This is a genomic window from Pseudomonas sp. GW822-FHT05A08 (assembly GCF_058800485.1).
This window is the reverse complement of record NZ_CM179511.1, coordinates 1,320,335-1,346,823: the sequence shown is the minus strand read 5'-3', so window position 1 is coordinate 1,346,823 and position 26,489 is coordinate 1,320,335. Positions and strand designations below refer to the sequence as shown.

The 26,489-nt window shown below is 64.1% G+C and carries 28 protein-coding genes; 13 read left to right on the top strand and 15 right to left on the bottom strand.

Annotation, left to right across the window (positions count from 1 at the left end):
* Position 1: 1 nt before the first annotated feature.
* Positions 2-1,306: a homogentisate 1,2-dioxygenase gene (gene hmgA, locus AC3RCP_RS06025; RefSeq protein ID WP_492569275.1), complete on the bottom strand. Its 1,305-nt coding sequence runs from the start codon at positions 1,304-1,306 to the stop codon at positions 2-4.
* A gap of 166 nt (positions 1,307-1,472) precedes the next feature.
* Between hmgA and AC3RCP_RS06020 the strand changes: the two genes are divergently transcribed.
* On the top strand, positions 1,473-2,264 hold the full coding sequence (locus AC3RCP_RS06020) for an IclR family transcriptional regulator (protein WP_007930806.1): 792 nt from the start codon (positions 1,473-1,475) through the stop codon (positions 2,262-2,264).
* A 343-nt stretch (positions 2,265-2,607) separates the two neighbouring features.
* On the opposite strand, the gene AC3RCP_RS06015 is transcribed toward AC3RCP_RS06020, so the two are convergent.
* From AC3RCP_RS06015 to AC3RCP_RS05980, 8 genes are all read right to left on the bottom strand, one after another.
* A complete protein-coding gene (locus AC3RCP_RS06015) occupies positions 2,608-5,151 on the bottom strand; it encodes a LuxR C-terminal-related transcriptional regulator (RefSeq protein WP_492569273.1) in 2,544 nt (847 codons plus the stop codon).
* A 148-nt stretch (positions 5,152-5,299) separates the two neighbouring features.
* Positions 5,300-6,667, bottom strand: coding sequence for a DUF1329 domain-containing protein (locus AC3RCP_RS06010; RefSeq protein ID WP_101336864.1), 1,368 nt, complete (start codon positions 6,665-6,667; stop codon positions 5,300-5,302).
* Positions 6,668-6,692: 25 nt separating this feature from the next.
* Positions 6,693-8,486 (bottom strand): DUF1302 domain-containing protein, encoded by a 1,794-nt coding sequence (locus tag AC3RCP_RS06005; RefSeq protein WP_009042224.1) that lies wholly within the window; start codon positions 8,484-8,486, stop codon positions 6,693-6,695.
* A gap of 635 nt (positions 8,487-9,121) precedes the next feature.
* On the bottom strand, positions 9,122-10,033 hold the full coding sequence (locus tag AC3RCP_RS06000; RefSeq protein ID WP_101336863.1) for an SDR family oxidoreductase: 912 nt from the start codon (positions 10,031-10,033) through the stop codon (positions 9,122-9,124).
* Positions 10,034-10,247: 214 nt separating this feature from the next.
* Positions 10,248-11,150 carry an alpha/beta fold hydrolase gene (locus AC3RCP_RS05995; protein WP_101336862.1) on the bottom strand — a complete coding sequence of 301 codons (903 nt, stop codon included), beginning with the start codon at positions 11,148-11,150 and terminating at the stop codon, positions 10,248-10,250.
* Entirely contained in the window at positions 11,150-11,932 is a 783-nt protein-coding gene (locus AC3RCP_RS05990) for a class II aldolase/adducin family protein (RefSeq protein WP_007929804.1), read from the bottom strand. The genes AC3RCP_RS05995 and AC3RCP_RS05990 overlap by 1 nt, the downstream gene beginning before the upstream one ends.
* Before the next feature lie 153 nt (positions 11,933-12,085).
* Entirely contained in the window at positions 12,086-12,772 is a 687-nt protein-coding gene (locus AC3RCP_RS05985) for an LrgB family protein (RefSeq protein WP_007929805.1), read from the bottom strand.
* On the bottom strand, positions 12,762-13,148 hold the full coding sequence (locus AC3RCP_RS05980) for a CidA/LrgA family protein (protein ID WP_101336861.1): 387 nt from the start codon (positions 13,146-13,148) through the stop codon (positions 12,762-12,764). Before AC3RCP_RS05980 ends, AC3RCP_RS05985 begins: the two co-directional genes overlap by 11 nt.
* Positions 13,149-13,258: 110 nt before the next feature.
* Between AC3RCP_RS05980 and AC3RCP_RS05975 the strand changes: the two genes are divergently transcribed.
* Entirely contained in the window at positions 13,259-14,155 is an 897-nt protein-coding gene (locus AC3RCP_RS05975) for a LysR family transcriptional regulator (RefSeq protein WP_007929807.1), read from the top strand.
* On the opposite strand, the gene AC3RCP_RS05970 is transcribed toward AC3RCP_RS05975, so the two are convergent.
* The gene (locus AC3RCP_RS05970) at positions 14,136-14,591 is read right to left on the bottom strand and encodes a flavodoxin (protein ID WP_492569270.1); all 456 of its coding nucleotides are present in this window, start codon (positions 14,589-14,591) and stop codon (positions 14,136-14,138) included. The genes AC3RCP_RS05975 and AC3RCP_RS05970 overlap by 20 nt on opposite strands.
* 156 nt (positions 14,592-14,747) lie before the next feature.
* Here AC3RCP_RS05970 and AC3RCP_RS05965 point away from each other — a divergent pair, with 156 nt between their 5' ends.
* Together AC3RCP_RS05965 and AC3RCP_RS05960 are read left to right on the top strand one after the other, a co-directional pair.
* Positions 14,748-15,221 carry a PAS domain-containing protein gene (locus tag AC3RCP_RS05965; protein ID WP_007929819.1) on the top strand — a complete coding sequence of 158 codons (474 nt, stop codon included), beginning with the start codon at positions 14,748-14,750 and terminating at the stop codon, positions 15,219-15,221.
* 55 nt (positions 15,222-15,276) lie between these two features.
* Positions 15,277-15,882 carry a hypothetical protein gene (locus AC3RCP_RS05960; RefSeq protein ID WP_101336860.1) on the top strand — a complete coding sequence of 202 codons (606 nt, stop codon included), beginning with the start codon at positions 15,277-15,279 and terminating at the stop codon, positions 15,880-15,882.
* A 31-nt stretch (positions 15,883-15,913) separates the two neighbouring features.
* Here AC3RCP_RS05960 and AC3RCP_RS05955 read toward each other — a convergent pair whose 3' ends face one another.
* Entirely contained in the window at positions 15,914-16,873 is a 960-nt protein-coding gene (locus AC3RCP_RS05955; RefSeq protein WP_492569268.1) for a MerR family transcriptional regulator, read from the bottom strand.
* Between the two features lie 213 nt (positions 16,874-17,086).
* On the opposite strand from AC3RCP_RS05955, the gene AC3RCP_RS05950 reads away from it, so the two are divergent.
* The 6 genes from AC3RCP_RS05950 to AC3RCP_RS05925 all read left to right on the top strand — a co-directional run bounded on the left by AC3RCP_RS05950 (position 17,087) and on the right by AC3RCP_RS05925 (position 20,209).
* A complete protein-coding gene (locus AC3RCP_RS05950) occupies positions 17,087-17,659 on the top strand; it encodes an antibiotic biosynthesis monooxygenase (protein ID WP_053259667.1) in 573 nt (190 codons plus the stop codon).
* A gap of 161 nt (positions 17,660-17,820) precedes the next feature.
* Positions 17,821-18,531 (top strand): dihydromonapterin reductase, encoded by a 711-nt coding sequence (gene folM, locus AC3RCP_RS05945; RefSeq protein ID WP_492569266.1) that lies wholly within the window; start codon positions 17,821-17,823, stop codon positions 18,529-18,531.
* A 21-nt stretch (positions 18,532-18,552) separates the two neighbouring features.
* A complete protein-coding gene (gene folE / locus AC3RCP_RS05940) occupies positions 18,553-19,113 on the top strand; it encodes a GTP cyclohydrolase I FolE (protein ID WP_007929828.1) in 561 nt (186 codons plus the stop codon).
* Positions 19,114-19,115: 2 nt separating this feature from the next.
* The gene (gene folX, locus AC3RCP_RS05935) at positions 19,116-19,487 is read left to right on the top strand and encodes a dihydroneopterin triphosphate 2'-epimerase (protein ID WP_007929829.1); all 372 of its coding nucleotides are present in this window, start codon (positions 19,116-19,118) and stop codon (positions 19,485-19,487) included.
* 94 nt (positions 19,488-19,581) lie between these two features.
* Positions 19,582-19,878 (top strand): DUF1244 domain-containing protein, encoded by a 297-nt coding sequence (locus tag AC3RCP_RS05930; protein WP_053259666.1) that lies wholly within the window; start codon positions 19,582-19,584, stop codon positions 19,876-19,878.
* A complete protein-coding gene (locus tag AC3RCP_RS05925) occupies positions 19,871-20,209 on the top strand; it encodes a HopJ type III effector protein (protein WP_053259665.1) in 339 nt (112 codons plus the stop codon). The genes AC3RCP_RS05930 and AC3RCP_RS05925 overlap by 8 nt, the downstream gene beginning before the upstream one ends.
* A 165-nt stretch (positions 20,210-20,374) precedes the next feature.
* Here the strand turns inward: AC3RCP_RS05925 and trxB are convergent, their stop codons facing one another.
* The gene (trxB, locus tag AC3RCP_RS05920) at positions 20,375-21,331 is read right to left on the bottom strand and encodes a thioredoxin-disulfide reductase (RefSeq protein ID WP_007929833.1); all 957 of its coding nucleotides are present in this window, start codon (positions 21,329-21,331) and stop codon (positions 20,375-20,377) included.
* Between the two features lie 312 nt (positions 21,332-21,643).
* On the opposite strand from trxB, the gene cysZ reads away from it, so the two are divergent.
* Positions 21,644-22,399: a sulfate transporter CysZ gene (gene cysZ / locus AC3RCP_RS05915; protein ID WP_007929836.1), complete on the top strand. Its 756-nt coding sequence runs from the start codon at positions 21,644-21,646 to the stop codon at positions 22,397-22,399.
* 40 nt (positions 22,400-22,439) lie between these two features.
* A complete protein-coding gene (locus AC3RCP_RS05910) occupies positions 22,440-23,639 on the top strand; it encodes a glycosyltransferase family 4 protein (protein WP_492569262.1) in 1,200 nt (399 codons plus the stop codon).
* A gap of 84 nt (positions 23,640-23,723) precedes the next feature.
* Here the strand turns inward: AC3RCP_RS05910 and AC3RCP_RS05905 are convergent, their stop codons facing one another.
* The 3 genes from AC3RCP_RS05905 to AC3RCP_RS05895 form a co-directional block, all read right to left on the bottom strand.
* The gene (locus AC3RCP_RS05905) at positions 23,724-24,827 is read right to left on the bottom strand and encodes an NADH:flavin oxidoreductase (protein WP_492569261.1); all 1,104 of its coding nucleotides are present in this window, start codon (positions 24,825-24,827) and stop codon (positions 23,724-23,726) included.
* 206 nt (positions 24,828-25,033) lie between these two features.
* On the bottom strand, positions 25,034-25,516 hold the full coding sequence (locus AC3RCP_RS05900) for a glutathione peroxidase (protein WP_009042206.1): 483 nt from the start codon (positions 25,514-25,516) through the stop codon (positions 25,034-25,036).
* Positions 25,517-25,651: 135 nt separating this feature from the next.
* Entirely contained in the window at positions 25,652-26,137 is a 486-nt protein-coding gene (locus AC3RCP_RS05895; protein WP_007929845.1) for an FKBP-type peptidyl-prolyl cis-trans isomerase, read from the bottom strand.
* Between AC3RCP_RS05895 and AC3RCP_RS05890 the strand changes: the two genes are divergently transcribed.
* Positions 26,106-26,444 (top strand): DUF3565 domain-containing protein, encoded by a 339-nt coding sequence (locus tag AC3RCP_RS05890; RefSeq protein WP_081002212.1) that lies wholly within the window; start codon positions 26,106-26,108, stop codon positions 26,442-26,444. The two genes, AC3RCP_RS05895 and AC3RCP_RS05890, sit on opposite strands and share 32 nt — an antisense overlap.
* Positions 26,445-26,489 lie beyond the last annotated feature (45 nt).

The following is a 26,489-nucleotide window of genomic DNA, read 5'->3' as shown; positions in this document are numbered from 1 at the left end:
GTTATTTCCGATTCGGGTTGAAGGTGGCGGGCAGCGAGGCCCAGCAAGCATCGTAGTCGTTCTGCAATTGCGGGCACTCCAGGGCGAACTGGCTCGGACGCAGCACCTGGCTGGTCTCGAACATGAAGGCCATGGTGTTGTCGATCTTGGCCGGTTGCAGCTCGGCGTTGATGGCCTTGGTGCAGCTTTCGCCATCCGGGCCGTGGGCGCTCATGCAGCTGTGCAGCGAAGCGCCGCCGGGCACGAAGCCTTCGGCCTTGGCATCGTAGGCGCCCTGGATCAGGCCCATGTATTCGTTCATCAGGTTGCGGTGGAACCACGGCGGCCGGAAGGTGTTCTCGGCCACCATCCAGCGCGGCGGGAAGATCACGAAGTCGAGGTTGGCCAGGCCGTGCACGCTGGTGGGCGAGGTCAGCACGGTAAAAATCGACGGGTCCGGGTGATCGAAGCTGACGGTGCCGATGGTGTTGAAACGGCGCAGGTCATATTTGTACGGCACGTTGTTACCGTGCCAGGCCACCACGTTCAGCGGCGAATGATCCAGCTCGCAGCCCCACAGCTCGCCGAGGAATTTCTGCACCAGGGTCGTCGGCTGCTTGAGGTCTTCGTAGTGGGCGACCGGGGTCAGGAAGTCCCGCGGGTTGGCCAGGCCGTTGCTGCCGATCGGCCCCAGGTCGGGCAGGCGCAGGGGCGCGCCGTGGTTTTCGGCCATATAGCCGCGCGCCTGCGGGTCCAGCAGTTCGACGCGGAACTTCAGGCCGCGGGGCAATACCGCGATCTCCAGCGGTTCGACTTCCAGTACCCCAAGCTCGGTGGCGATGCGCAGGCGGCCCTGTTCGGGCACCAGCAGCAACTCGCCGTCGGCGTTGAAGAACACCCGCTCCATGGAGCGGTTGGCACGGTAGGTGTAGATGCTGATCCCGGCGGGTTTCTGCGCTGCCGAGTTGGCGACCATGTTCACCAGGCCGTCGATGAAGTCGGTCGGCTCACTCGGAATATCCAGCGGGTTCCAGCGCAACCGGTTGGGCGTGATCTCGCCCAGCGGCCCGCCTGCCAGCTGGCGATCCAGCTTGGCGAAGGCCGGGTGGTTGGCCGATGGCTGGATACGGTACATCCAGGTGCGCCGCGCCTCGCTGCGGGCCATGGTGAAGGCCGTGCCGGAGAAGAGTTCGGTGTAGAGGCCGTAAGGGGCTTTTTGCGGGGAGTTCTGGCCGACGGGCAAGGCGCCTGGCAGGGCCTCGCTGGAAAACTGGTTGCCGAAGCCCGACTGGTACGCCAGCCCGGACACCGTGGAATCGAGGTTCATGGAGCCTCCTGGAAGTGGAGTTGGCAGCGGCCAGCGACTCCATGGGAAGAGCTCTCGGCACGCCTGCGTTATTTTTATCGTAATCCAATTACGGATAACGTAATTTGATTGGTATTGACCGTCAAGCTATAAAGACGCCCATTCGTCCCGGGATCACACCGCCTCCATGGAAAAGCCGCGCAGCACCAGCGACAGCAACGGTAAACAGAAAGTCCGCTCGGCCGAGGTCGGCACCGACATCCTCAAGGCTCTGGCCGAGCTGTCGCCGGCGACCTCGCTGTCGCGCCTGGCCGAACATGTGCAGATGCCGGCGAGCAAGGTCCACCGTTATCTGCAAGCGCTGATCGCCAGTGGTTTCGCCGAACAGAACACTGCCACCAACCACTATGGCCTGGGCCGCGAGGCCTTGCGGGTGGGCATGGCCGCGCTGGGCAGCATGGATGTACTGAAGGTCGCCGCCCTGCCCCTGGCCGAGTTGCGCGATGAATTGAACGAGACCTGCTTCCTCGCGGTATGGGGCAACCAGGGCGCGACCGTGGTGCATATCGAACCGGCCGTGCGCGCGGTGACGGTGGTGACCCAACTGGGTTCGGTGCTGCCCTTGCTCAGCTCGTCCACCGGGCTGGTGTTCGGCGCCTACCTGCCGAATCGCGAAACCGTCGATTTGCGCGAGCAGGAACTCAAGGCCCACGCACCCCATGCGCTGGCGGACGAGCAGGCCTATGCCGCCCTGTGCGAGCAGATCCGCCAGCGCGGCCTGCACCATGTGCACGGCCTGCTGATGCCCGGCGTGGATGCCTTGTCGGCGCCGGTGTTCGACGCCACCGGCAAGGTCGCCGCCGTGCTGACGGTGGTCGGCCCGACCTCGCTGTTCCACGCCGACGAAAACGGCCCGGCGGCGCAACGCCTGCTGGCCGCGTCCCAGGCGGTGAGCTGGCGCATGGGTTACCAACCCTAGACGCGGATCCATCCAATCGTCAGCTTTGCGGCCGCTGCGCGACCGATCGCAGGCTGCGCCAGCGGCTACAACAACCCCGACCTCTGTAGCCGCTGCCGAAGGCTGCGATCGGCGGCGCAGCCGTCGTAAAAGAGGGCCACGCGGTTTAGCAGATGCACCGCGCCGTCAGGTTTTGCGGCCGCTGCGCGACCGATCGCAGGCTGCGCCAGCGGCTACAACAACCCCGACCTCTGTAGCCGCTGCCGAAGGCTGCGATCGGCGGCGTAGCCGTCGTCAAAGCGGGCCGCGCGGTTTGGCGGGAGGCCGCGTTGTCAGAGTGGCGGCCCTGATATCTGTCCGACCACTACATCAATCCCAACGTCTTGGCCTTGGCCACGGCCTGGGTGCGGCGCTCCACCCCGAGCTTGCTGTGAATGCGCCGCGCATGGGTCTTCACCGTGTGCAGGGAAATGAACAATTGCTCGGCGATCTGCTGGTTGGAGCTGCCCAGGGCGATCAGTTGCAGCACCTCCAGTTCCCGCTGGCTCAGCGGGCTCTCCCCTGCCGCCAGCAGCGGCATGGGCGCTTCGGGTTCGGCCACCGGCTGGACGTCAAACATCCGCGGCTGACGCAGACGCAATTCATGCAGCGCCTGGTGCAGGTTGCACCGGGCACCGAGCTCCAGCCCCTCCTGCAGGGCCCCGGCGGACAACGCCCGATCCCCCAGCACAAAGGCGACCTCGGCCAGGGCCAGGTGCAACTCGGTCTGCAGGCACAGCATGCCCCGTTGCCGGGCCTGTTCGAGCAGGCGCTGCAAGTTTGCCACCGGTGCCTCGGCACGCTGCTGGTACACCTCGGCCAGCACCAGCAGGTACTCGATACGCGGAATCAGCTCGAGGGTGGCCGGTGGCGCCTGGCGCGCCTGGGGCCCGCGGTAGTGACGCAGCACCCGGCTCAAGGCCTCCTGGGCCAGTTCTGGCCGCCCCTGTTGCAACCAGAACACGCTGCTGACCTGCAGCAGCACGGCGCGGTACACCGTGTCCGGGATCTGCCGTTGCTGCATCAGCCGCTCGGCATCGCGCAGGCGCACAAACGCGTGGGCATAGTCACCCTGGTTGGCGGCCAGGAACGCCTGGCCGAGAAACCCGTACAGGGCGCGCTTGTCGTGACTGAGCAGACAGCGTTCGAGCCCGCTCTGGAAGTGCCCGGCGGCCTGTTCCGCCTGCCCCTGGCGCAAGGCCAGGCGCCCTTGGCGCAAGGCGATACGACCCAGCAGCGGGCCGACCCGATAAGCCTGGCGACTCAACAATTGCTGCACATCGTCCAGCAGGCTCTGCGCCCTGTGGGGCACCCCACGCTGCTCCAGCAGTTGGGCATGGTCCAGCTCCAGCAGCGCTTCGAACAGCAATGAACCCTGGGCCCGGGCCAGGCACAGCGCCTCGCGGTTGAGCATCTGCGCCACGTCCAGTTCGCCCCGGAGCAAGGCCTGCTGGGTCAGGCCCGAAAGGCACAGCAGGCGGGTCGGCCAGGCATGGGCCGGCAGTTCGGTCAGCGCCTCGAGAAAATGCATCCGCGCCGGTTCCATCAACCCTTGCAGATGCAGCAGCCAGCCCTGCTGCGCCTGCCAGAGCGCCACCAGTTGCCGCTGCCCGGAGGCCGTCGGCTGCGGCGTGAAACGCGCCATCTGCGCCACGCAGTGTTGCGCCTGGTCGAAACGCCCGGCGAACAGCAAGGCCGCCGTCAACAGCCCGACCAACTGCGGGCTGCCGAGCAGCAGTTCCTCGCCCTGCTGCTCATGCAAACGCAACAGCAACACCACATTCTGCTGCTCGAACAGGTGCTCGAAACTGAAGTGCTGCAACAGGCTGACCGCCACTTCGTATTCCTGCGCCAGCAACGCCTGCTCGAACGCCGCCTGCCAGTCCTCCTGCGCGGCGAACCACTGGCAGGCACGGCGATGCCAGGAGCGTCCCGCCGGCCAGGGCTCGTCGCGCATCAGCCGGGACAGGGGCGCGAACACTTGCAGCCACTCCGGCGCAGCCTCCCAGGGTTCGATGAAGCAGCCCAGTTCCTGCAATGTCCGCAGGTACTGGGCACCCTCCCCGGCGCCGAACAGGTGCTCGCACAACGGCGCATTGAAGCGCGGCAGGTGCGCCAGCACATGCCAGACCTCGGACAGCTCCGCCGGCAACACGCTGAACAGTTCGTACTCCAGGTATTCCAGCAGGGTATTGGGCCGCCCCTGCCGGCATGGCGTGGCCACCAGCTCGCTGCCTTCGAGCAGGGCGATGCGCACCCCGGCGCACCAGCCGGCACTGCGCTGGAAAATCCGGCTGGCGGTGTGGATCGACAAAGGCTGCGGCAATTGTTGCAGCAGTCGCGCGATGTCCTCCTGGGTGAACGCCAGCTCGGGCCCCGTGCATTCGTAGAGCTGGTCGTCGAGCAGCAGCCGCGGCCAGTTGCATTGCGGCCGGCGGCGGCCGCCCAGCCACCAGGTCAGCGCCGGGTTGCTGATCGCCAGCAGGCGGTCGAGCAGCAGGTCCAGCGGCGGCGCGGCGACCCGGCAATAGTCGTCGAGGAACAGCCAGGTCGGAGTCTGCACCTGCGCCAGATGGTCCAGCACGGCAGCTTCGTCCGATACGGCCAGGCCCAGCGCCCGCGCCAGCTCGCCGCACAATTGCAGCGGTGTCTGCGCGGCCCCGGCCTGGGGCAACCAGCACACCCGGCACCCGGGCGGCGCCTGCAACAGGCATTCGGCGAGCAGGGCCGTCTTGCCGCTGCCGGCCGGCGCACAGAGCAGTTTCACCCGGGCGGGCGACGCCAGGAGCGGGGCACTCAGACGGCTGCGGGCCAGGTGATGGGAGGACAAACGGGGCAGGAATCCAGGACAGGGAGTCATGGCGGTCATTGCGGCGTGCCTTTTTATAGTTTTAGCCTGCGTGCCCCCACCCTAGCCTTGTCGCCGGTGCTTGTTGAGAAGTATTCAGCACGCTGATCCGCGCCCATAAAAAAGGCGACCGATCGGTCGCCTTTTGCCATCGTTTGTATCCCGGGCCTTACCGAACGCCGGTTGCGCGCAGGGCGGCCGGAGTGTAGTCGGCGGCCTTGGCGGCAAAACCGAACTCGAAGCTGTGCTTCTCTTCGTTCTTCATCCCCAGGGCGAGGTAGCGCCCGGCGATGATGTCGTACAGCGCTTCGAGGGTGTAGGCCGGCACCTGGGCGTTGTAATAGAACTGCGCATGCCCTTCGGCCACCCGCCACAGCTGGCCACGCCCGTCGTAGTGGTCCACCAGCGCCACCTGCCAGCTGTCCTCGTCGATGTACATGTGGCGCTTGGCATAGATATGCCGCTCGCTCGGCTTGACCGTGCCGACCACTTCCCAGACCCGGTGCAGCTCGTAGCGGGTCAGGTCCTGGTTGATATGCCCGGCCTTGATGATGTCGTCGTACTTGAGGCTCGGCGAATCCAGCTTGTAGCTGTTGTAGGGGATGTACATCTCCTTCTTGCCCACCAGCTTCCAGTCGTAGCGGTCCGGCGCGCCGGAGAACATGTCGAAGTTGTCCGAGGTGCGCAGGCCGTCGGCGGCGGTGCCCGGCCCGTCGTAGGCCACTTGCGGGGCGCGGCGCACACGGCGCTGGCCGGCGTTGTAGATCCACGCCAGGCGCGGCTCCTTCACCTGGTCGAGGGTTTCGTGCACCAGCAGCACGTTACCGGCCAGGCGCGCCGGAGCGGTCACCGCCTGCTTGAAGAAGGTCAGCACGTTGGCGCCTTTCTCCGGGTCCAGGTCGGGGATCTGCTGCGGCACCGCCACCTCTTCCTCGAAACGGATCGGCGTGTAGCTGCCGTTGGTCTGCGGCGTGGCCTGGGTGATGATCCGGCGCAGGTTGCCACCGCGATAACGGGTGGTGTGGTTCCACAGCACTTCCACGCCGGTCTTCGGAATCGGGAAGGCGTAGTAGCGGTTGCCGGTGAAATTGGCCAGGCCGTTGCCTTCGTTGATCGAGGTGACGTTCAGCGCGCTGCGCTTGGCCGACTCGTAGATGTCCGCCGGCAGGCCGACCGTGCGGTGGGTCGGGTAGACCGGGATCTTGTAGGTTTCCGGGTAGCGCTTGAACATCGCCACCTGGCCGTCGGAGAGCTTGTCCTTGTACTTGTCGACAGTGGCCGCGGTGATAGTGAACAGCGGCTTCTCGTTGGCGAACGGGTCGGCGAGGAAGCCCTTGGCATCCACCGCCCCGGCGTTCTTGCCGATACCGCCGGTCCAGGCCGGGATCGAGCCGTCGGCATTGCCGGCCTTTTCCGCGCCGAGCGGGGTCAGGCTGGTGCCGAGCTTGTCCGCTTCCTGCGGGGTGACCGCCGCCATCACGTTGGCCGCCAGCAGGGTCAAGGCCAGGGCGCCGCATTGCAAAATCGTCTTGCGCATAAAGTTGTCCTTCTTCAGGGCCGGATCAGAAGTTCACGCCGAAGCTCAACGCGAGGAAGTCGCGGTCTTTGAGGGTGTTGTAGTCACCGCCGAAAAAGTCGGTGTAACTGAGGCTGGCGGTGTAGGTGTTGCGGTAGTCGGCATCGACCCCGAGGCTCACCGCCTTGGCGCCTTCGTTGAACAGGCCATTGGGGCCGTAGCCGTTGACGTCGTGGGACCAGGACAGGTTGGGCTTGAGGTTGATCCCGGCGATCAGGTTGTTGTAATCGAGGATCGCCCGGGCGCGATAACCCCAGGACGTGGCGGTGACGAAACCGTCGGTATCGCCACCGAAACCGTACTGGCCGTAGACCGAATCGCGGCCGTAGCGCAGCTGGCTTTTCGACTCCAGGCCACCGACATGCACGATCGCCGCCTCGCCCACCAGGGTCAGGCGGTCGGCGCCCAGCACCTGGTCGAAGAACTGGGTCAGGGTGCTCTGGACCTGGGTGATTTCCTTGCGCCGGTAACCGGTGTTGTCGGCGCCCGCCGAGGTCCGCACCGGCGACGCCAGGCCACCGGCGATGGGGTTGACCAGGGCCAGAGTCAGGTCGTTGGTGTTGATCTGCACCGGGGCGTTGGGCCGGTAGCTAATCTCGCCGGTCCAGGCGGTGCCGGTGGGCAGCGTGGTGGAGAAGCTGGCGCCATACAGACGGATATCTTCCGGGTACTCGAGGTAGTACTGGCCGCGCCCGAGCATCACGCTCTGGGCCAGGGCCGAACCGGTGCCCGGGGCGATACGGTTGGCGGTGCTGACGATCCCCGGGATGCTCGCCAGGGTGCTGCTCCCGGCGGTGATGGTGCCAACCGTCGGGGTGCGCGCGTGGTAGTTCATGAAGTACAGCCCGTACTCGGTGTCGTCGCCCAGCCAGCGCAAGGCGGTGCCCCACTGCCCGGAGTCGCGGGCATCGCGGTCGCCGGCGCGGCCGATCACCACGCCTTCGGGGGCCACGGTGAAGCCCTGGCCGAACGCCGCGGCAATCGGTTGCAGCGGGCGGATCGCCGGGCTGCCGACGGTGTAGCCAGTGGTGCAGCCGTCCGCCACCACGTCGTTGCCGAAGAAGGTGCCGCAGTTGTCGACCACGGTCTGGTCCCACTCCAGCTGATAGAAACCTTCCACGGTCAGCTGGTCGGTCAGGCCCTGGGAAGCGAACAGCATGTTCACCGGGATCAGGCCTTCCTTGATCTCGGCACCCGGGCGGCGAAACGCCGAGACGTCGATCGGGTTGATGCTGTTGATCGAGTTGCCGATGAAGGTGCTTTCGCCCCAGCTGACCACCTGCTTGCCGGCGCGCACGGTGCCCGGAAGGTCGGCGATGGAGTAGTTGTGATAGATGAAGGCATCGAGGATCTGCCCGCCGGACGACTTGGCGCCCTCCTTGCGGTTGTGGTCGCTGATGGGCTTGAACTCGCGGTCTTCGTCCTTGAGTTCGAAGTCGTACCAGTATTTGCCACGGACAAAGACGCCGGTGTCGCCGTACTTCAGTTCAAGGTCGTGGATGCCCTTGAAGATCTTCGAAAAGGTCTCGCCCTTCTTGAAATTCAGACGCCCGTCGTCGCCGGTGGAAGACTGCCCGCGACCACCGTTGGACACACCCACCAGGTCCTTGTCGGCATCGCGCATGCCCCAGCTGGCGCCGATGGACAGCGAAGAATCGAACTGCCCCTCGATCTCCCCGATGTTGAATGAAACGGCTTGCGCCTGGGCGCAGCCCCCCAAGGCCACCGCGACGGCCAGCGCCCGCGGTGTGAAGATGGCGCGCATTGTTGTTTTTGTCATGCGTCTTCCCCGGTGAGTGACAGAAGGCCTCACCCTACTGCCGGCGCACAGGAGCGATAAGCGCACCAAGGAGGTATTCGCGTTGTCGTTCGAAAGGATGAATGCCCCCGCCATTCGGACCTTTGCGCGGTGCATCGACGGGCTGGATGGATGGGTATCAGGTGGATGGATTGCGCCCTTGCGGGGCATGTCCGCGCGACGTGCACTACTATTGCCCAGGCTGTAACAGTCCTTGTCCACAATCGCTATTTTTCATTGCACAGCCAGCCCTTATTCTGGCCTCGCTCTCACGGCAAACAGCCACGCAGAGTCGCCCAGAGGTGTGATCACGCCACCTTGGGGGCAAGAGGATTCAGAAGGTTTGAAGCAACGATATTCAGATCTTCACCGGGTGTTCACTGACGTTGATTTGTTGCTCCTTGATCTAACGTCTTCCTTCGGCCGCTGCCTTGCAGCGGCCTTTTTTATGCCCGGTAGAAAGCCAAGTCGATACTCAAGATGTCTGCTCGCCGTGGCAATGGAAACGCTGCAACAGGCGATGGACTGACAGCACCAGGGTCAGGCCAAAGGCAGTGATGAAGGCATAAGGCGAACAGCCGCGCAGGCCGCGGCTGTTCGGGTTGGCGGGCGCTGCTTCAGATCGCGTATTTCTGCAGGTTCTGCATCATCTCTTTCAAGGCTTCGATGTTGTCCTTGGGGTGCGCCGCGCCCTCGAAGTCGCAGATCTGCTGCCAGTGGGCGGCGACATCTTCCGGGGAAAAACCTTCACGCGGATCGAAGCCCAGGCCCAGGCTGCGCTCCCAGCGCACCTTGCCCATCCAGCCGCCGCCGACCTCGAACAGGCCGGAGGTCTCCTGGCAGTTCTCGCTGCCCAGGTACACCACCAGCGGGCTGACCAGTTCCGGCTTGAGTTGCTCGAACACCTGGGGCGGGATCAGCCCTTCGGTCATCCGCGTGCCGCCGGTTGGCGCGATGGCGTTGACCAGGATGTTGTTCTTGCGACCTTCGATGGCCAGGGTGCGGGTCAGGCCGTAGAGGCCGAGCTTGGCCATGCCGTAGTTGGACTGGCCGAAGTTGCCGTAGATGCCGGACGTGGACGCGGTGAAGATCACCCGGCCATAACCCTGCTCGCGCATGTGCGGCCAGGCGGCGCGGGTCACCTTGTAGGCGCCTTCGACATGGACGCGGTACACCAGGTCCCAATCGGCGTCTTCCATCTTGTGGAAGGTCTTGTCGCGCAGGATGCCGGCGTTGTTCACCAGCACATCCACCCGGCCGAAGGCATCCAGGGCGTTCTGCACGATCTTGTCGCCGTCGGTCACCGAATCGTGGTTGGCCTCGGCGATGCCGCCGGCTTCGCGAATCTGCGCCACCACCCGGTCGGCCGCCGAGGCATTGGCGCCCTCGCCCTGGGTCGAACCGCCCAGGTCGTTGACCAGGACCTTCGCCCCGTGCCGGGCGAACAGCAATGCATGAGCCTGCCCCAGACCGCCGCCGGCACCGGTGACGATCACGACTTTATTCTCGAAGCGCACAGACTCACTCATACCGAACTCCCACAGGCCAGATGGACAACAGACGGACAATGGCTTCGAGTGTCAGGCACGCGGCTGGCGGTCACAATAAACACGGCTGAAGCTGAATGGTGCGCAATAAGGCAGGGGGATGATCGAGGGGGAACCACGGCGTGGGCCGCATCGACGTCTGGCATGCACAGGCCAAGGCCGCAGAACCGCGGTAGCCACGGACAACGCGGGGCGCTCAGGAGCAGGCCAGTTTTCGCGGTGGAAACTCCAGGCTTTCGCGAAAGGCCAGATAGTGCTTGAGCACCTGGACCGGGGCCTCGGTCTGCGGGTAGTGACCGATCCCGGCCAGCAGCACGGTATCCGGGGCGGGGATCAGTTGGCAGTAGCGCTCGACCATGTGCGCCCCGGAAATCGGATCCACCGCGCCGTCGATCACCCGTAGCGGCACCTCGCCGCGCTGCATCGCACTCACCCAACGGTCGCGCTGCACCCGGCGCTCGGGAATGTAGCCGATCAATTTATGCAGGATCCGCGGGCCGTTATTGGCCTCCACCAGGCTCCAGAAGTCATCCAGCACGCTTTCGCTGGGCCGGGTCTGCGGGCCGAAAATCTGGCTGAAACTCTTGGCCAGGCCCTCACGGCTGAAGGCGCGGCCGAGCATCCAGCCCAGCGGGCTGAGCAGCAGCTTCTGCGTCAGCACCGGGCGATGGGTTTCCGGAAACAGGCCGCCGTTGAGGAACACACAGCTGGCCATGTTGCAACGCTCTTCGTAGTGCCGGGCGAGCATTTCCTGGGCGACGCTGTCGCCATAGTCGTGGGCCAGCAGATGCACGGGGCTATCGACCCCCAGATGCTCGAGCAAGGCCTGCTGCAGGTCCGCCTGTTCCAGCAGGCTGTACTCGTGGTCCCGCGGCTTGGCCGAATCGCCAAACCCCAGCATGTCGCAGGCGATCACCCGATAGCGCTGCGCCAGGGGCTGCCACAGGTAATGCCAGTCCCAGGCGGCGGTGGGAAAACCATGGATCAGCAGCAGCGGCTCGCCCTGCCCCGCGGTCCAGTAGCGAATGGCATGGCCGCGAAACGCGAAGCTATGTCCGCGCTTGCGCCACACGCACAGAGGAATCTCGGCCATAGGCATCAGAGTTTATAACCCGCGTCTTGTTTATCGAGTTTGCGCAGCAGTGCCGGCCATGCCAGCGCGCCGCCCATGCCTTGAGCGCTTCTGGTGACCCCGGCGATCATCGCCTTGGCCCCGGCCAGAATCTGCGGCTCGATGGCGATCAGTTGCGCCGCACCGTTCTGCGCCAGCACCTGGATCTCGCAGGCGCGCTGGAAGGTGAACATCATCAGGAAGGTGTCGGCGATGGTGCCGCCACAGGTCAGCAGACCGTGGTTGTGCAGCATCAGGAAATTGCTGTCGCCGAGGTCGGCCTGCAGCCGGGCCTTTTCCTCGTGGTTCAGGGCCACGCCCTCATAGGCGTGATAGGCCAGGCTCGACAGCACGAACAGCGATTGCTGGCTGATGGGCAACACCCCCTGCTGCTGCGCGGACACCGCGACCCCGGCCGCGGTGTGGGTGTGCAGCACACAGGCCACATCGTGCCGCACTTCGTGCACGGCGCTGTGGATGGTGTAGCCGGCGGGGTTGATCTCGTAGGGGCTGTCCATCAGCTTGTTGCCGGCCTGGTCGACCTTCACCAGGCTGGAGGCGGTGATCTCATGAAACATCAGGCCGAACGGGTTGATCAGGAAATCTTCGGTGCCAGGGACCTTGGCGGAGATGTGGGTGAAGATCAGATCGTCCCAGCCATGCATCGCCACCAGGCGGTAGCAGGCGGCCAGATCGACGCGGGTTTGCCATTCGGCGGTGCTGACCTGGTCTTTCACACTCGATGTCGATTGAACGGAGGATAGGCTCACGGCAAGGACCTCAGTGACGGCAGTTTTTATTATTTTTTCGGACGTGGGGATCAGTCTAGTCAGCCACCCGGGTTCGGGTAGTTGCCTTTGCAGCCAGCTTACTGACCGAGCGGGTCAGTGGTCATTTTAGTTGCAATCGGCACAGGTCAAACGTCAAAGCAACGACGCCAGTAAAGGGGCGGCGAACAGGTTCAGCAGGCCCGTGAGGACCATCACCAACCCAGCCACCGAGCCCTCTTCGCCGCCGACTTCATGGGCGCGGCTGACCCCCGCGCCGTGGGCGCCGACCCCGAACAAAGCACCGCGAGCCAGGGCGCTGCGCAGCGGCAGCCACTTGAGCAGGACACCGCCGAGCATGGCGCCGAACACCCCGGTGAACATCACGAACACCGCCGTCAGTTCGGGCACGCCGCCCAGATCATGGGCCAGCGGCATGGCGAAGGGCGTGGTGATCGAACGCGGCACCAGCGACAGGGTCACCGAGCTGTCCAGGGCCAGCACCCGCGCCAGGCCGAAGGAGCTGGCGATGGACGCCGCACTGCCCGCCAGCATGCCCAGGAGCAAGGCCGACCAATGCCGCGCCAACAGCTGCCGCTGCTGCCAGATCGGCACTGCGAAAGCCACGGTGACCGGCCCCAGCACCAGCATCAGCCAATGGGTATTGGCGGCGTATTCGGCATAGGCGGTGTGCAGCGGCACGGCGATCGCCAGCAACAGGGCCGGCACCAGGATCAGCGGCGATAGCAGGTAGCGCCCGGTGCGCCGGTAGATCCAGCGGCTGAACAGATAGGCCGCGAGCGTCAGCAGCAGCCAGAACATCGGCATGGGCTCAAGCGTCATGGCGCATTCTCCAGCGGCACACCCATTCCACCGTGAACGCGGTGACCAGCATCACCATCAGCGTACTGGCGCCAATCACCAGCAGGATCCGCCAGCCGTCCTGGCGCAGCAGGCCACCGTAGTCCAGCAGGCTCATCAGCGCCGGAATGAAGAACAGCAGCATCTCGGCCATCAGCAGGCCCGCGCCCATTTGCAGCGCCGCCGGCTTGACCCAGCCCAGGGCGAACGCCAACAGCAGCAGGGCCAGGCCGATCACCCCACCAGGAATCGGCCACGCCAGCCACCCGGCCAACTGGCAGCCGAACAGATAAATAGCCAGCAACACCGCCAGTTCGGATAACAGGCGACCCAGGTGTTTCAAGGTGGAAGCGTTCATGGAATTCGGTCCTCGCAGGCCTGCATTTTAGGCAAGCGCCTGCCATCACCGAAGCGAATTGTTAGACTAGAAGCCATTCCAGAATGGAATTAAGAGCACGGACCCAAAACATGGACTTCAAACAACTGCGCAGTTTTGTCGAAGTGATTCACCAGGGCGGTTTCACCCAGGCCGCCAAGACCCTGCATATCAGCCAGTCGGCGGTGAGCAAGCAGATCGCCCAGTTGGAACAGAGCCTGGGCACGCCATTACTGGATCGCCAGGGCTCGCACATTCATCTCACCGCCGCCGGCAGCGTGGTGCTGCAACGCGCCGAAGGCATGCTGCGCCTGCGCAATGAGCTGCTCAGCGAGCTGGACGACCTGAGCTTGTTGGCCCGCGGGGAATTGCGTCTGGGCCTGCCCCTGCTGGGCAGCGACGCACTGTTCGCCGGCCTGTTCGCCGAGTACCGCAGGCGCTACCCGAACATCAGCGTGCAGTTGCTTGAAGGCGGCAGCCTGAATATCGAGCAGGCGGTGCTCAACGGCGAACTGGAGATCGGCGGCAGCCTGACGCCCAAGGACCCGACCTTCGCCTACCAGCCTTTCTGCGACGAACCTCTGGATGCCTTGCTACCGGCCGATCATCCACTGGCGATCAAGGCCCAGGTGCGCCTGGAGGAACTGGCGGACACGCCGTTCCTGCTTTATCAGCGCAGTTTCGTGCTCAACGACCGGCTGTTGCAGGCCTGTCAGCAGGTGGGGTTCACCCCGAAGGAAGGTGGCCGCAGCGGCCAGGCGGACTTTCTCGCCGCCCTGGTGGCCGCCGGGCAAGGCGTGGTGCTGTTGCCCAGCGTGGTGGCGCGCGGCCTGGTGCGGCCCGGCGTGGTACGCCTGACGCTGCAAGCGCCCGACTACCTGCGTTGGGACATCGCCTTCATCTGGCGCCAGGGCGCCTATCTGTCCAAGGCCGCGCAAGCCTGGCTGGCGCTGCTGCGCGAGCGGCCGGTCAGCCGCGCAGAGCGCTGATCAACTCGGCCAGCCAAGGCTCGGCGTCGGTTTCCGGGGTCACGCTTTCGCTGGCGTCCAGGCGCAGCATTGCCAGCACTTCACGCACGCCCAGTTCGGCGAACAGTTCGCTCATCTGCTCGCCACCGCCACAGAAGGTGTCGCCATAGCTCGAATCGCCCAGGCCGATCACCGCGCCGGGCAAACCGCGCCAGGCCGCCGGCAGTTGATCGCGAATGGCCGAATACAGCGGCAACAGGTTGTCCGGCAACTCGCCCATGCCGGTGGTCGAGGTCACGGCCAGGAACGCCTCGGGGCCGAACGCCTGGACATCCGCCAGGGTCGCGCGCGGGTTGTGCCAGGCCTCGAAACCTGCGGCATTGAGGAGTTTGGCGGCATGCCGGGCGACTTCTTCAGCCGTGCCGTACACCGTGCCGGAAAGGATGGCGACTTTCATCAATCTGATCCTGAAGCTGAGTAAAAGACTGGGATATTAACAGTTGCACGAAAAAATCCAGCCTTGTAGCGTGATTTACCCATAATGGCCAGTGGACAGCTTCGCGCCATGTCTTAGAATTGCCGCCACCTGCCGATCGACTGCGGAAAGCCTCCGATGATCAACGCCCATCTGCTGCAACTGGTGATCAACGCCTCCAACGACGGGATTGTCGTGGCCGAACAGGAAGGCGAAGACAACATCATCATCTACGTGAACCCGGCGTTCGAACGGCTCACCGGCTACAGCGCCGACGAGGTGCTGTACCAGGATTGCCGCTTTCTCCAGTCGGGCGACCGGGACCAGCCGGCAATCCCGCTGATTCGCCAGGCCCTGGATAGCGGCCAGCCCTGCCGCCAGGTGCTGCGCAACTACCGCAAGGACGGCAGCCACTTCTGGAACGAACTGTCGATCACCCCGGTGTTCAACGAAAGCGACCAGTTGACCTATTTTGTCGGGGTGCAGAAAGATGTGACGGTCCAGGTCAAGGCCCAGCAACGGCTGGCGCAGGTGGAAAAGGAGCTGGCCGAAACCCGCGCGGAACTCGCCGCTTTCCAGGCGACGAGCGGCTCTAACAAGATGTCGAATTAGTTGTCAGTACGCTTAATCACCAATGATTTTGTCATCTTCCCCTTCGAGCAACATCATGCGCCGTGACGCTCTCCTCACCCAGGATGAACTGGACTTCATTCAGACCATGCAGCACAACCCGCAACTCAACGTGCGGGATGCGAACTCGAGCCTGCTGGTGAATGGGGGTTCACAGATCCGCGACCTGCTCACCCGCCTGGCGGCCAATGAGCAAGTGACCATTCAGGCGCACTTTGAAAACCAGCAGATGACCTTTCCCCTGCACCTGGTGGAAGACGAGTTCCACGCGCTGCATCTGCGCCTGGGCGTGCCGAGCATCTTCGAGGATGGGCCGAGGGTCCGCCCCTGGCGCCTGACGCTGGCGGAGCCGGTGGCCTTGGAAAACGCCAAGGGGCAGCCCACTGCGCTGTGGGTGCATGAGGTGTCGTTCAACAGCGTGTTGCTGGAAATCCACAACCGGGCCAAAGCGCCAAAGCAGTTCGCCCAGTGGTTCAGCCCGTCGGGCTACGAGCGCATCGCCCTGCGCGGCCGCCTCGAACGCCAGACCGACGCCGGCTTCTATGCCTATCGGTTGAACCAGAGCGACACGGATGAAACCGAGCGCCTGCGCCAGTTCATCCTGCAACAGCACCGCCTGGCACACCCCAACCTGCACATCTGAAATCGCAGCTTTTGGCTGCCTGGGCATGAGTTCAGGTATCGAGCGTACCGCTGAGAAACTGCCGCAGGCGCTGCATCATCAAACGCCCGTCACTCCCCAGACAGCCCACCGGCGAAGCGCTCAGGCTGTCCTGGGCCAGCTCGGCGACGTCTCCCGCCAGCATCAGCGGACACTCCAGGGTCAGCGCCATGCGGTTCAAGCGTCGAGGCAGCTCCGGCGCCGGCGCGTGATTGGAAAACAGCACCAGCGCCTGGGGCTTGATCTTCTCGCAGACCAGGGTCAGCTCGTCGAACGGCTGCCCCGGCGCCAACACCCGGACTTCCAACTCGGCACTGCCCAGCATCAGCGCCGCCACCAGCAATTCCAGCTCCCGGCATTGCTCGGCAAGCGCCGCCAGCAGCACCGGGCGCAGCGCTTGGCCGCGCTGCAACAGCAGGCGCTGGGAGACCCGCGAACGCAGGAAGTGATCGAAGAACAGCCATTCGCTGGTGTGGCCGTAAGGTTCCTGGTGCTGCGCCAGCTGCCGCCAGAACGGCATGAGGATGTCCTGGAACACCACCGACAGCGAATAGCTGGAGAAGATCTGGCCGTACAGCCGCTCCAGGTGCGGCTCGTCGAAGCCGCCGACCGCCCGCTTGAGTTGCCCCTGCCACTGCAGGTAATCGCCCGATGCGCTGTCGCCCGGCATGGCCTGCGGCGCCTCGCGGGCGGCCCGGGTCTTGGCGAGGATCTTGCCGACCTTGCTGACCGCGACACCCCGATCGATCCAGCCGAGGATCTCGCGGACCGTCTCGACATCGTGCATCGAATACAAACGATGCCCACTTTCGGTGCGCGTCGGCTGGATCAATCCATAACGACGCTCCCAGGCCCGCAGGGTCACCGGGTTGATCCCCGTGAGCCGTGAAACTTCCCGGATTGGAAACAGATCGTCCTGCGAGGGTTGGTCGAGGGGCTGTGTCGGGCGGGAAAGTTCAGTAATAACGGGCATCTGGGCAGAAAACACCGATGGATAAAGTGACGGCCATTCTACTCCCCATCGGTGACAGTTCTTCAACACAGGGCAAAGCGACCGCTGCCTCTGGTGTATTTGTCACAATCAGGAATAATCCTTGCTTGCTTTCAAGACGCAGCCCAACACCCCGGTGCTGCGTCCGGCGTACGGCCTTACCCAGGCAGCGCATTGGTTTTACGGAGATACATAATGTCTACCTCACCCGTCACCCTGATGGTCGCCCGGCGTGTCGCCGATGGCCGTTACCAGGACCTGATCGCCTGGCTGCGCGAAGGCGAACAATTGGCCACCGACTTCCCCGGTTATCTCGGCTCCGGCGTGCTCGCTCCGCCGCCCGACGATGACGAATTCCAGATCATCTTCCGCTTCGCCGACGAGCAGACCCTGCACGTCTGGGAGCACTCCGCCTCGCGCACCGCCTGGCTGGCCCGCGGCAGCGACCTGTTCGCCCATCCCCATGAACACCGGGTCAGCGGCATCGACGGCTGGTTCGGCGCGGCCGGCCAGCGCCCTCCGCGCTGGAAGCAGGCGGTGGCCATCTGGCTGGCGTTCTTCCCGGTGTCGCTGATTTTCAACTTCATCCTCAGCCCGCTGCTGGGCGAACTCAGCCTGGCGCCGCGCGTGCTCGTCAGCACCCTGGCCCTGACGCCGCTGATGGTCTACTGGTTCATTCCGCTGTCCACCCGCCTGTTGTCCGGGTGGCTGAACAGCACGCCGCCCCGTCCGCTGCCGGCAGCACCTTCCCCACAGAGCCACGTGTAGCACCGGCTCGCCGGCGATGAGCAATAACGCGGTCTGCCAGACAGACCGCGGCACCATCATCGCGGACAAGTCGGATCGCCGCCCGCTCGCTCCTGCAGCGGCTTGGGCGAACCCCGCCCCGCGCTGGTATAGTTTTGCTCTACCTGCGACGCGAGCCGTTCATGACTACTTCCCCTGCCTCGATCCTGATCACCGGCGCCGGCCAGCGTGTCGGCCTGCATTGCGCATTGCGCCTGCTGGAAGACGGTCACCGGGTGATCATCAGCTATCGCACCGAACGCCCCGGCGTGCAGGCCTTGCGCGAGCGTGGCGCGATTGCCCTGTTCGCCGACTTCTCCAGCGAAGCCGGGATCCAGGCCTTCATCAGCCAATTGCACGAGCACACCGACAGCCTGCGGGCGATCGTGCACAACGCCTCGCAATGGCTGGAGGAAACGCCCGGCCAGGAAAGCGCGGCCTTCGCCGACATGTTCAGCGTGCACATGCTCGCGCCCTACCTGATCAACCTGCATTGCGCGGACCTGCTGCGGCGCTCCAGCCCCGCCGACATCGTGCACATCGGCGACGACGTCACGCGCCGCGGCAGCAGCAAGCACATCGCCTATTGCGCCACCAAGGCCGGCCTCGACAGCCTGACCCTGTCCTTCGCGGCGAAATATGCCCCGACAATCAAGGTCAACGGCATCGCCCCGGCTCTGTTAATGTTCAATCCCGACGACGACGCGGCGTACCGCGCCAAGGCCCTGGCCAAGTCCGCCCTGGGCATCGAACCCGGTTGCGAGGTGGTCTACCAGAGCCTGCGTTATCTGCTCGACAACCCTTATGTCACCGGCACGACCCTGACCGTCAACGGCGGGCGGCACCTCAAGTAAGGCTTCCCGCGAGGACGTTGCATGACGCTTTCCCTGCCCCAGCACTACCGCGAGATCCTCAAGGGTCTCGGCGAAGACCCCGAGCGCGAAGGCCTGCTCGACACCCCGCAACGCGCGGCCAAGGCCATGCAGTACCTGTGTCATGGCTACAGCCAGTCGGTGGATGAGGTGGTCAATGGCGCGCTGTTCGCCTCCGACAACGATGAAATGGTCATAGTCGCCGACATCGAACTCTACTCCCTGTGCGAACATCACCTGCTGCCCTTCATCGGCAAGGCCCATGTGGCTTATATTCCCACCGGCAAGGTGCTGGGCCTGTCGAAGATCGCCCGGATCGTCGACATGTTCGCCCGCCGCCTGCAGATCCAGGAAAACCTCACGCGGGAAATCGCCGACGCGGTGCAGCGGGTAACCCAGGCCGCCGGCGTCGCGGTGGTCGTCGAAGCCCAGCACATGTGCATGATGATGCGCGGTGTCGAGAAGCAGAACTCGACCATGCACACTTCGGTGATGCTCGGCGCCTTTCGCGATTCGAGCACCACGCGCCAGGAATTCCTGCAATTGATCGGACGGAGCAAGTAGCAATGCCACAACTTCAGCCAGGAATGGCTCGCATCCGGGTCAAGGACCTGTGCCTGCGAACCTTCATCGGAATCAACGAGGACGAGATCCTCAACAAGCAGGATGTGCTGATCAACCTGACCATCCTGTATGCCGCGCAGGAAGCCGTGCGCGACAACGACATCGACCATGCGCTGAACTACCGCACCATCACCAAGGCAATCATCGCCCACGTGGAGGGCAACCGCTTTGCCCTGCTCGAGCGCCTGACCCAGGAAATCCTCGATCTGATCATGGCCAACGAATCGGTGCTGTACGCCGAGGTCGAAGTCGACAAACCCCACGCCCTGCGTTTCGCCGAGTCGGTGTCGATCACGCTTGCAGCGAGCCGCTAGCTACAAGCGGCAAGCTTCAAGCTGTAAACTTCCAGCCACCGCAATCCATCTTGCAGCTTGAAGCTTGCCGCTTGAAGCTGTCTCAGAGAGACCTATGACCCCCCAACAACGCCTGGAACTCGAAGCCGCCGCCTTCCGCCGCCTGGTCGCGCACCTGGACAGCCGCAAGGACGTGCAGAACATAGACCTGATGAACCTCGCCGGCTTCTGCCGCAACTGCCTGTCCAAGTGGTACAAGGCCGAGGCCGACGAGCGCCAGATCGAGGTCAGCCTCGATGACGCCCGTGAAGTGGTGTATGGCATGCCCTACGCCGAGTGGAAGAACCTCTACCAGAAAGAAGCCAGCGCCGAGCAGCAAGCAGCGTTCGCCAAAGGAAAACCCCATGACTGACCTGAACACCCTGCGCGCCAGCCTCAAGAGCGGCGAGCACGCCTTCGCCGACACCCTGGCCTTTATCGCCGCCGGCTACGATTACCAGCCACAGGCCTTCAACAACGGTGGCGTGGAAAACGCCGCCGGGCAGAACGAAGGTTCGTGCAAGACCCTGGGCCTGGCCCTGCTGGAAGGCTTGAGCGACGAAGAAGCGCTGTTGGCGTTCGGTGAGCATTACCGCTCGGTGCTGGCCACCCCTGAAGGCAGCGACCATGGCAATATCCGCGCGCTGATCGCCCATGGCCTGGCGGGCGTGAAGTTTGCCCAGCAACCACTCAAGCGCCGCTGACCTGTAGGAGTGAGGCTTGCCCGCGATCCAGACAACGCGGTGCTGCAGATAGACCGCGTGGAGCCTATCGCGGGCAAGTCGGATCGCCGCCCGCTCGCTCCTACGGAAACAACAGACACAAAAAAACCGGCCTGGGCCGGTTTTTTCATTGCAACGGTCTGAGAATCAAGCGTTCTGCAGGTCGTCCAGGTAACGCTCGGTGTCCAGGGCGGCCATGCAACCGGCGCCGGCCGAGGTAATGGCCTGGCGGTACACGTGGTCGGCCACGTCGCCGGCGGCGAAGATGCCTGCGATGCTGGTGGCGGTGGCATTGCCTTCACGGCCGCCCTGCACGACCAGGTAGCCGTCCTTCAGCTCCAGCTGGCCTTCGAACAGCGAAGTGTTCGGGGTGTGGCCAATAGCGATGAACACACCGTCGACCTTGATTTCGTCGAAGCTGCCATCGTTGTTCTTCAGGCGCGCGCCGGTGACACCCATGTTGTCGCCCAGCACTTCGTCCAGGTTGGCGTTCAGCTTGAGTTCGATCTTGCCTTCGGCAACCCGGGCATTGAGCTTGTCGATCAGGATCTTCTCGGCGCGGAAGGTATCGCGACGGTGGATCAGGGTGACCTTGCTGGCGATATTGGCCAGGTACAGGGCTTCTTCGACAGCGGTGTTGCCGCCACCGACCACGGCCACTGGCTTGTTGCGATAGAAGAAACCGTCGCAGGTCGCGCAGGCCGACACGCCTTTGCCCATGAACGCTTCTTCCGAAGGCAGGCCCAGGTAACGGGCGCTGGCGCCGGTGGCGATGATCAAGGCGTCGCAGGTGTAGGTCGCGCTGTCGCCGGTCAGGGTGTAAGGCTTGGCGGCGAAGTCCACGGCATTGATGTGATCGAAGACGATTTCGGTCTCGAAACGCTCGGCGTGTTCACGCATGCGCTCCATCAGCGCCGGGCCGGTCAGGCCGTGGACGTCGCCCGGCCAGTTGTCGACTTCGGTGGTGGTGGTCAGCTGACCGCCGGCCTGCATGCCGGTAATCAGCAGCGGCTTCAGGTTGGCGCGGGCGGCATAGACCGCGGCGCTGTAACCGGCAGGGCCGGAACCGAGAATAATCACACGCGAATGACGTACATCAGACATGACTCACTCCTATCGACCGGCCCGGATCACTGGCGCGGAACGCCGGATTGCCGGCTGGAATAAAAAAGGACGGCGAAAGCACTTGGGGAAGGCTTCAGGTTCGCCCGTCCGAAAAATAATGGGTGCAGCGTATAGAGGGGGCGAAGATTAAGGAAATACGGTTTAACAATCCAGCTCATAGGAGGTCTCTATCCGGTATCGGCGTATTTACCGGCGCCTTTGTTACAGTTGATGTCGACCTAACGACCGCGCTTTCGCCGGTGGGGCAAAGCCGGTAAGGTCGGCGCGTTTTCCCCTTGCACGGAGCTCCTTATGCCCGCCCCCGTTCTGTCCGGCCCGCAATACCTGCGCGAAGGCCTCAAGCTGGTGCTCAGCCCCGGCCTGCGTCTGTTCGTCCTTTTGCCCCTGGCCATCAACCTGGTGCTGTTCGTCGGATTGATCTATTTCGCCGGCCATCAGTTCAGCCTGTGGGTCGACACCCTGATGCCGTCCCTGCCGGACTGGCTGAGCTTTCTCAGCTACATCCTCTGGCCGCTGTTCGTGGTGCTGGTGCTGCTGATGGTGTTTTTCACCTTCACCATGCTGGCCAACGTGATTGCCGCGCCCTTCAACGGGTTTCTCGCGGAGAAAGTCGAAGTGGTGGTCCGTGGCACCGACGATTTCCCGCCCTTCAGCTGGGCCGAACTGCTGGCCATGATCCCACGCACCCTGGCCCGGGAAATGCGCAAGCTGGGCTATTTCCTGCCGCGGGCCATCGGCCTGTTCATCCTGTCCTTCATTCCGGTGGTGAACCTGGTGGCCGCGCCGCTGTGGCTGCTGTTCGGCGTGTGGATGATGGCGATCCAGTACATCGACTACCCGGCGGACAACCACAAGCTGGGCTGGAACGAGATGCTCGCCTGGCTGCGGGAAAAGCGCTGGCAGAGCATGAGCTTTGGCGGGATCGTCTATCTGGTGCTGCTGATCCCGGTGGTCAACATCCTGATGATGCCGGCGGCGGTGGCCGGGGCGACGCTGTTCTGGGTGCGTGAGCGCGGCGCGGAGAGCCTGGTGGCCCAGCAACGCTGAGCGGGTCACAAATCCATCATCGCAACGTCACAATGACGACATGGCCTCGGCTGACACTGAGGCCATGACGACAGCTCTGCATATCACTCTGATCACCGAAACCTTCCCACCGGAAATCAATGGCGTGGCCAATACCCTTGGCCGCCTGTGCGATGGATTGCGCGCCCGTGGACACCAGGTGGAACTGATCCGCCCACGTCAGGGCGCCGATCAGAGCCGGATCAGCGACGAGGGTCTGCTGCTGTGCCGTGGCTGGCCGCTGCCGGGTTATCCGGGGCTGCAATGGGGCCAGTCGTCGATGCACAAGCTGTTGCGGCGCTGGAAACGTCATCGCCCGGATGTGCTGTACATCGCCACCGAGGGCCCGCTGGGCCTGTCCGCGCTGCGGGCGGCGCGGCGCCTGGGGATTTCCGTGGTCAGCGGTTTCCACACCAACTTCCAGCAGTACTCCAGCCAGTACGGCCTGGGTTTGCTGACCCGCCTGCTGACCCACTACCTGCGCTGGTTCCACAACCGTTCCAAGCTGACCCTGGTGCCCAGCGCCAGCCAGCGCCTGGAGCTGGAGCGGCGCAACTTCGAACGCCTGGCGCTGCTGTCGCGCGGGGTCGACAGCCAGCTGTTCCACCCGGCCAAGCGCCTCAACGAACTGCGCCAAGGCTGGGGGCTGGGCAACGACGATATCGCGGTGATTCACGTTGGCCGCCTGGCGCCGGAGAAGAACCTGGGCCTGCTCAAACGCTGCTTCGCTCAGCTGCAGGACACTTATCCACAGCAGTCCATGAAATTGATCGTGGTGGGCGATGGCCCGCAACGCGCGGTCCTGCAGAAGGAGTTGCCGGACGCGGTGTTCTGCGGTTCGCAGCGCGGCGAAGCGCTGGCCAGTCACTACGCGTCGGGGGATCTGTTCCTGTTCCCGAGCCTGACCGAAACCTTCGGCAACGTGGTGCTCGAGGCCCTGGCCTCGGGGCTGGCCGTGGTGGCTTACGACCAGGCTGCGGCGGCCCAGCATATTCGCCATGGCTACAACGGTGTGCTGGCGATGCCCGGGGACGAATGTGCGTTCTGCGATGCCGCCAGCTGGCTGCTGGAAGAACCCGAGACCTTGCGCCGAGTGCGCCTCAATGCCCGCCAGCACGCCAGCCGCCAGGGCTGGGCGGCGATCATCGAGCAGTTTGAAACCCAGCTGCGCGGCGCTTGCACGGAAGAAGTGGTGGTGTCTGAGGGGCGCTTGTTGCCCTGAAAACATCGCGAGCAAGCTCGCCCCTACATAGACAGTGCCCGTTGTAGGAGCGAGCTTGCTCGCGATAACGTTTCCCGGCTGCACTCAGACCAGCGTCATCAACGCCTCACGGCTGAACGGCAGGATGTCCTGCTCGCGACCGTCCCGCACCTTCTGCGCCCAGTCCGGGTCCACCAGCAACGCGCGCCCTACCGCTACCAGATCGAATTCGTCGTTGTTCAGACGCTCCAGGAGCTTTTCCAGGCTCGCCGGCTGCGCCACCTTGTCGGTGTTGACCATGAACTGCAGGAACTCGCCGTCGAGGCCGACGCTGCCCACGGTGATGGTCGGCTTGCCGGTGAGCTGACGGGTCCAGCCGGCCAGGTTCAGCTCGGAACCCTCGAACTCCGGCTCCCAGAAACGCCGGGTGGAGCAGTGGAAGATGTCCACGCCAGCGTCCGCCAGCGGCTTGAGGAACTCGCCCAGGGCCTCGGGGGTTTGGACCAGGCGGGCGCTGTAGTCCTGCTGCTTCCACTGCGAAAAACGGAAGATGATCGGGAAGCCTGGGCCCACCGCGGCGCGCACGGCCTGGATCAGCTCGATGGCAAACCGCGAACGCTGGGCCAGGTCGCCACCGTACTCGTCGGTACGCTGGTTGCTGCCCTCCCAGAAGAACTGGTCGACCAGGTAACCGTGGGCGCCGTGGATCTCCACGCCGTCCATGCCGATGTCCTGGGCATCCTTGGCGGCCTGGGCGAAGGCGGCGATCACTTCGCCGATGTCGTCCCGGGTCATGCCGTGGACCACCACCTGGCCGTCCTTGAGTTTTTCCGACGGGCCGTAACCCGGCACGCTGGCGTCCGGCTCGGTGCCCAGGCGGCGCACATTGCCCACATGCCACAGCTGCGGAACGATCTTGCCGCCTTCGGCGTGCACCGCGTCCACCACCTTCTTCCAGCCGGCCAGGGCCGCTTCGCCATAAAAGCGCGGAACGTTCGGATAGCCGTTGGAGGCCTTGTGCCCGACCGTGGTGCCTTCGGTGATGATCAGGCCGACCTCGGCCGCGGCGCGACGACGGTAGTACTCGATGACTTTCGAGTTCGGCACGCCACCCGGGGAAAACGAGCGGGTCATCGGCGCCATCACCACCCGGCTCGACAGCTCCAGGGCACCCAGCTGAAAGGGTTTGAACAAGGCTTGAACGGGCATGCGGTACTCCAGGGCTGACGGTCTTAATCGCGGGAAATGGCAAGTCGGGCGGGTACACCGACGGCCTTATGATGGCGATAATATTCCGTACCCCAGGCAACGCCCAGCACTATTGATCGGGGTGATTAAGGTGCCAAAGCGGAGGAAAGCGAAGGTGCGCGAACGCGCGGTAAAACCGGCCGGGCAGCGGGGCCCGGCGTGCAGATTCAGCTCAAGGCTTTTTCGATGGCCTGGATGACCGTCGAATCGTCGGGCGCGGTGCGTGGGGAGAAACGCGCCAGGACGCGGCCGTCCTTGCCCAGCAGGAATTTCTCGAAATTCCAGGTGATGTCGCCCGGGAATTCCGCCCCTTCGCCCGCCAGCAGACGGTACAACTGATGGCGCTCCGGACCGTTGACGTCCAGCTTGCTGCTCAACGGAAAGGTCACCCCGTAGTTGAGGCTGCAGAATTCCTGGATCTCCTGCTCGGAGCCTGGCTCCTGCCCGGCGAACTGATTACACGGCAGGCCCAGCACGCTGAACCCCTGGCCTTTGTATTGCTGGTAGAGGTTCTCCAGCGCCGCGTATTGTGGTGTCAGACCACACTTGGAGGCGACGTTGACCACCAGCACGACGTGCCCCTTGAAAGGCGCGAGCGGTAGCTCCTGACCATCCAGGGCTTTCAATTTAAGGTCGTGAAAAGCACTCATGACGAACTCCAAATTCCCGTGTTCTTGCAGAAAACAGCCACTCGACAGTACCGCCTGTTGCCCGGCGATAAAAGCCGCCGACTAAAAAGGCGCCCTCGGGCGCCTCTCCAGTCAGACTTGAGCTTAGCGCAGAAATCAGTGGTGATGGCCACCTTCGCCATGGACGTGGCCATGGGCGATTTCTTCCTGGCTGGCGTCACGGATGTCGACAACCTTGACCTTGAAGTTCAGGCGCTGGCCGGCCAGCGGGTGGTTGCCGTCGACAGTCACGTCGTCGCCGTCCAGGTCGCGGATGGTGACGATCTGCATCTGGCCGTCCGGAGCGGAAGCGTGGAACTGCATGCCCACTTCCAGTTCGTCGACACCTTCGAACATGCTGCGGCTCAGGGTGCTGACCAGCTCGGCGGCGTATTCGCCGTAGGCATCTTCCGGCTCAACGGCAACGCTCAGCTCGTCGCCGACGTTCTTGCCTTCCAGGGCCTTTTCCAGGCCTGGAATGATGTTTCCTGCGCCATGCAGGTAGACCAGCGGTGCGCCGCCGGCGGAGCTGTCGATGACCTCACCAGCGTCGTTGGTGAGGGTATAGTCGATGGAGACAGCCTTGTTGGCGGCGATCAGCATGGGGCGAGACCTTTTGCATAAGAATGAAGAACGTCCAAGTTTAGCGAAGCAATCGCCCGAAAGCGAACGGAACCCGGACAAACGGAACCTGACGCCAGGCTCGACGATCGTCGGCTTTCATCAGGATGAAGACGGCCACTGGGTCGTCGAGCTGTCCTGTGGCCATACCCAGCACCTGCGCCACCAGCCGCCCTGGCAATCCCGGGCCTGGATCCTGGATCCGCTCAAGCGTGCGGAAAAAATAGGCCAGCCCTTTGCCTGCGGTTGGTGCGCACAAGGCTCGGTTAGCGCTAACCTTGGCGCCTGAATTTCCGGTAGAGCAGTAAACATAAGCGACTCACCGTTGCCATGC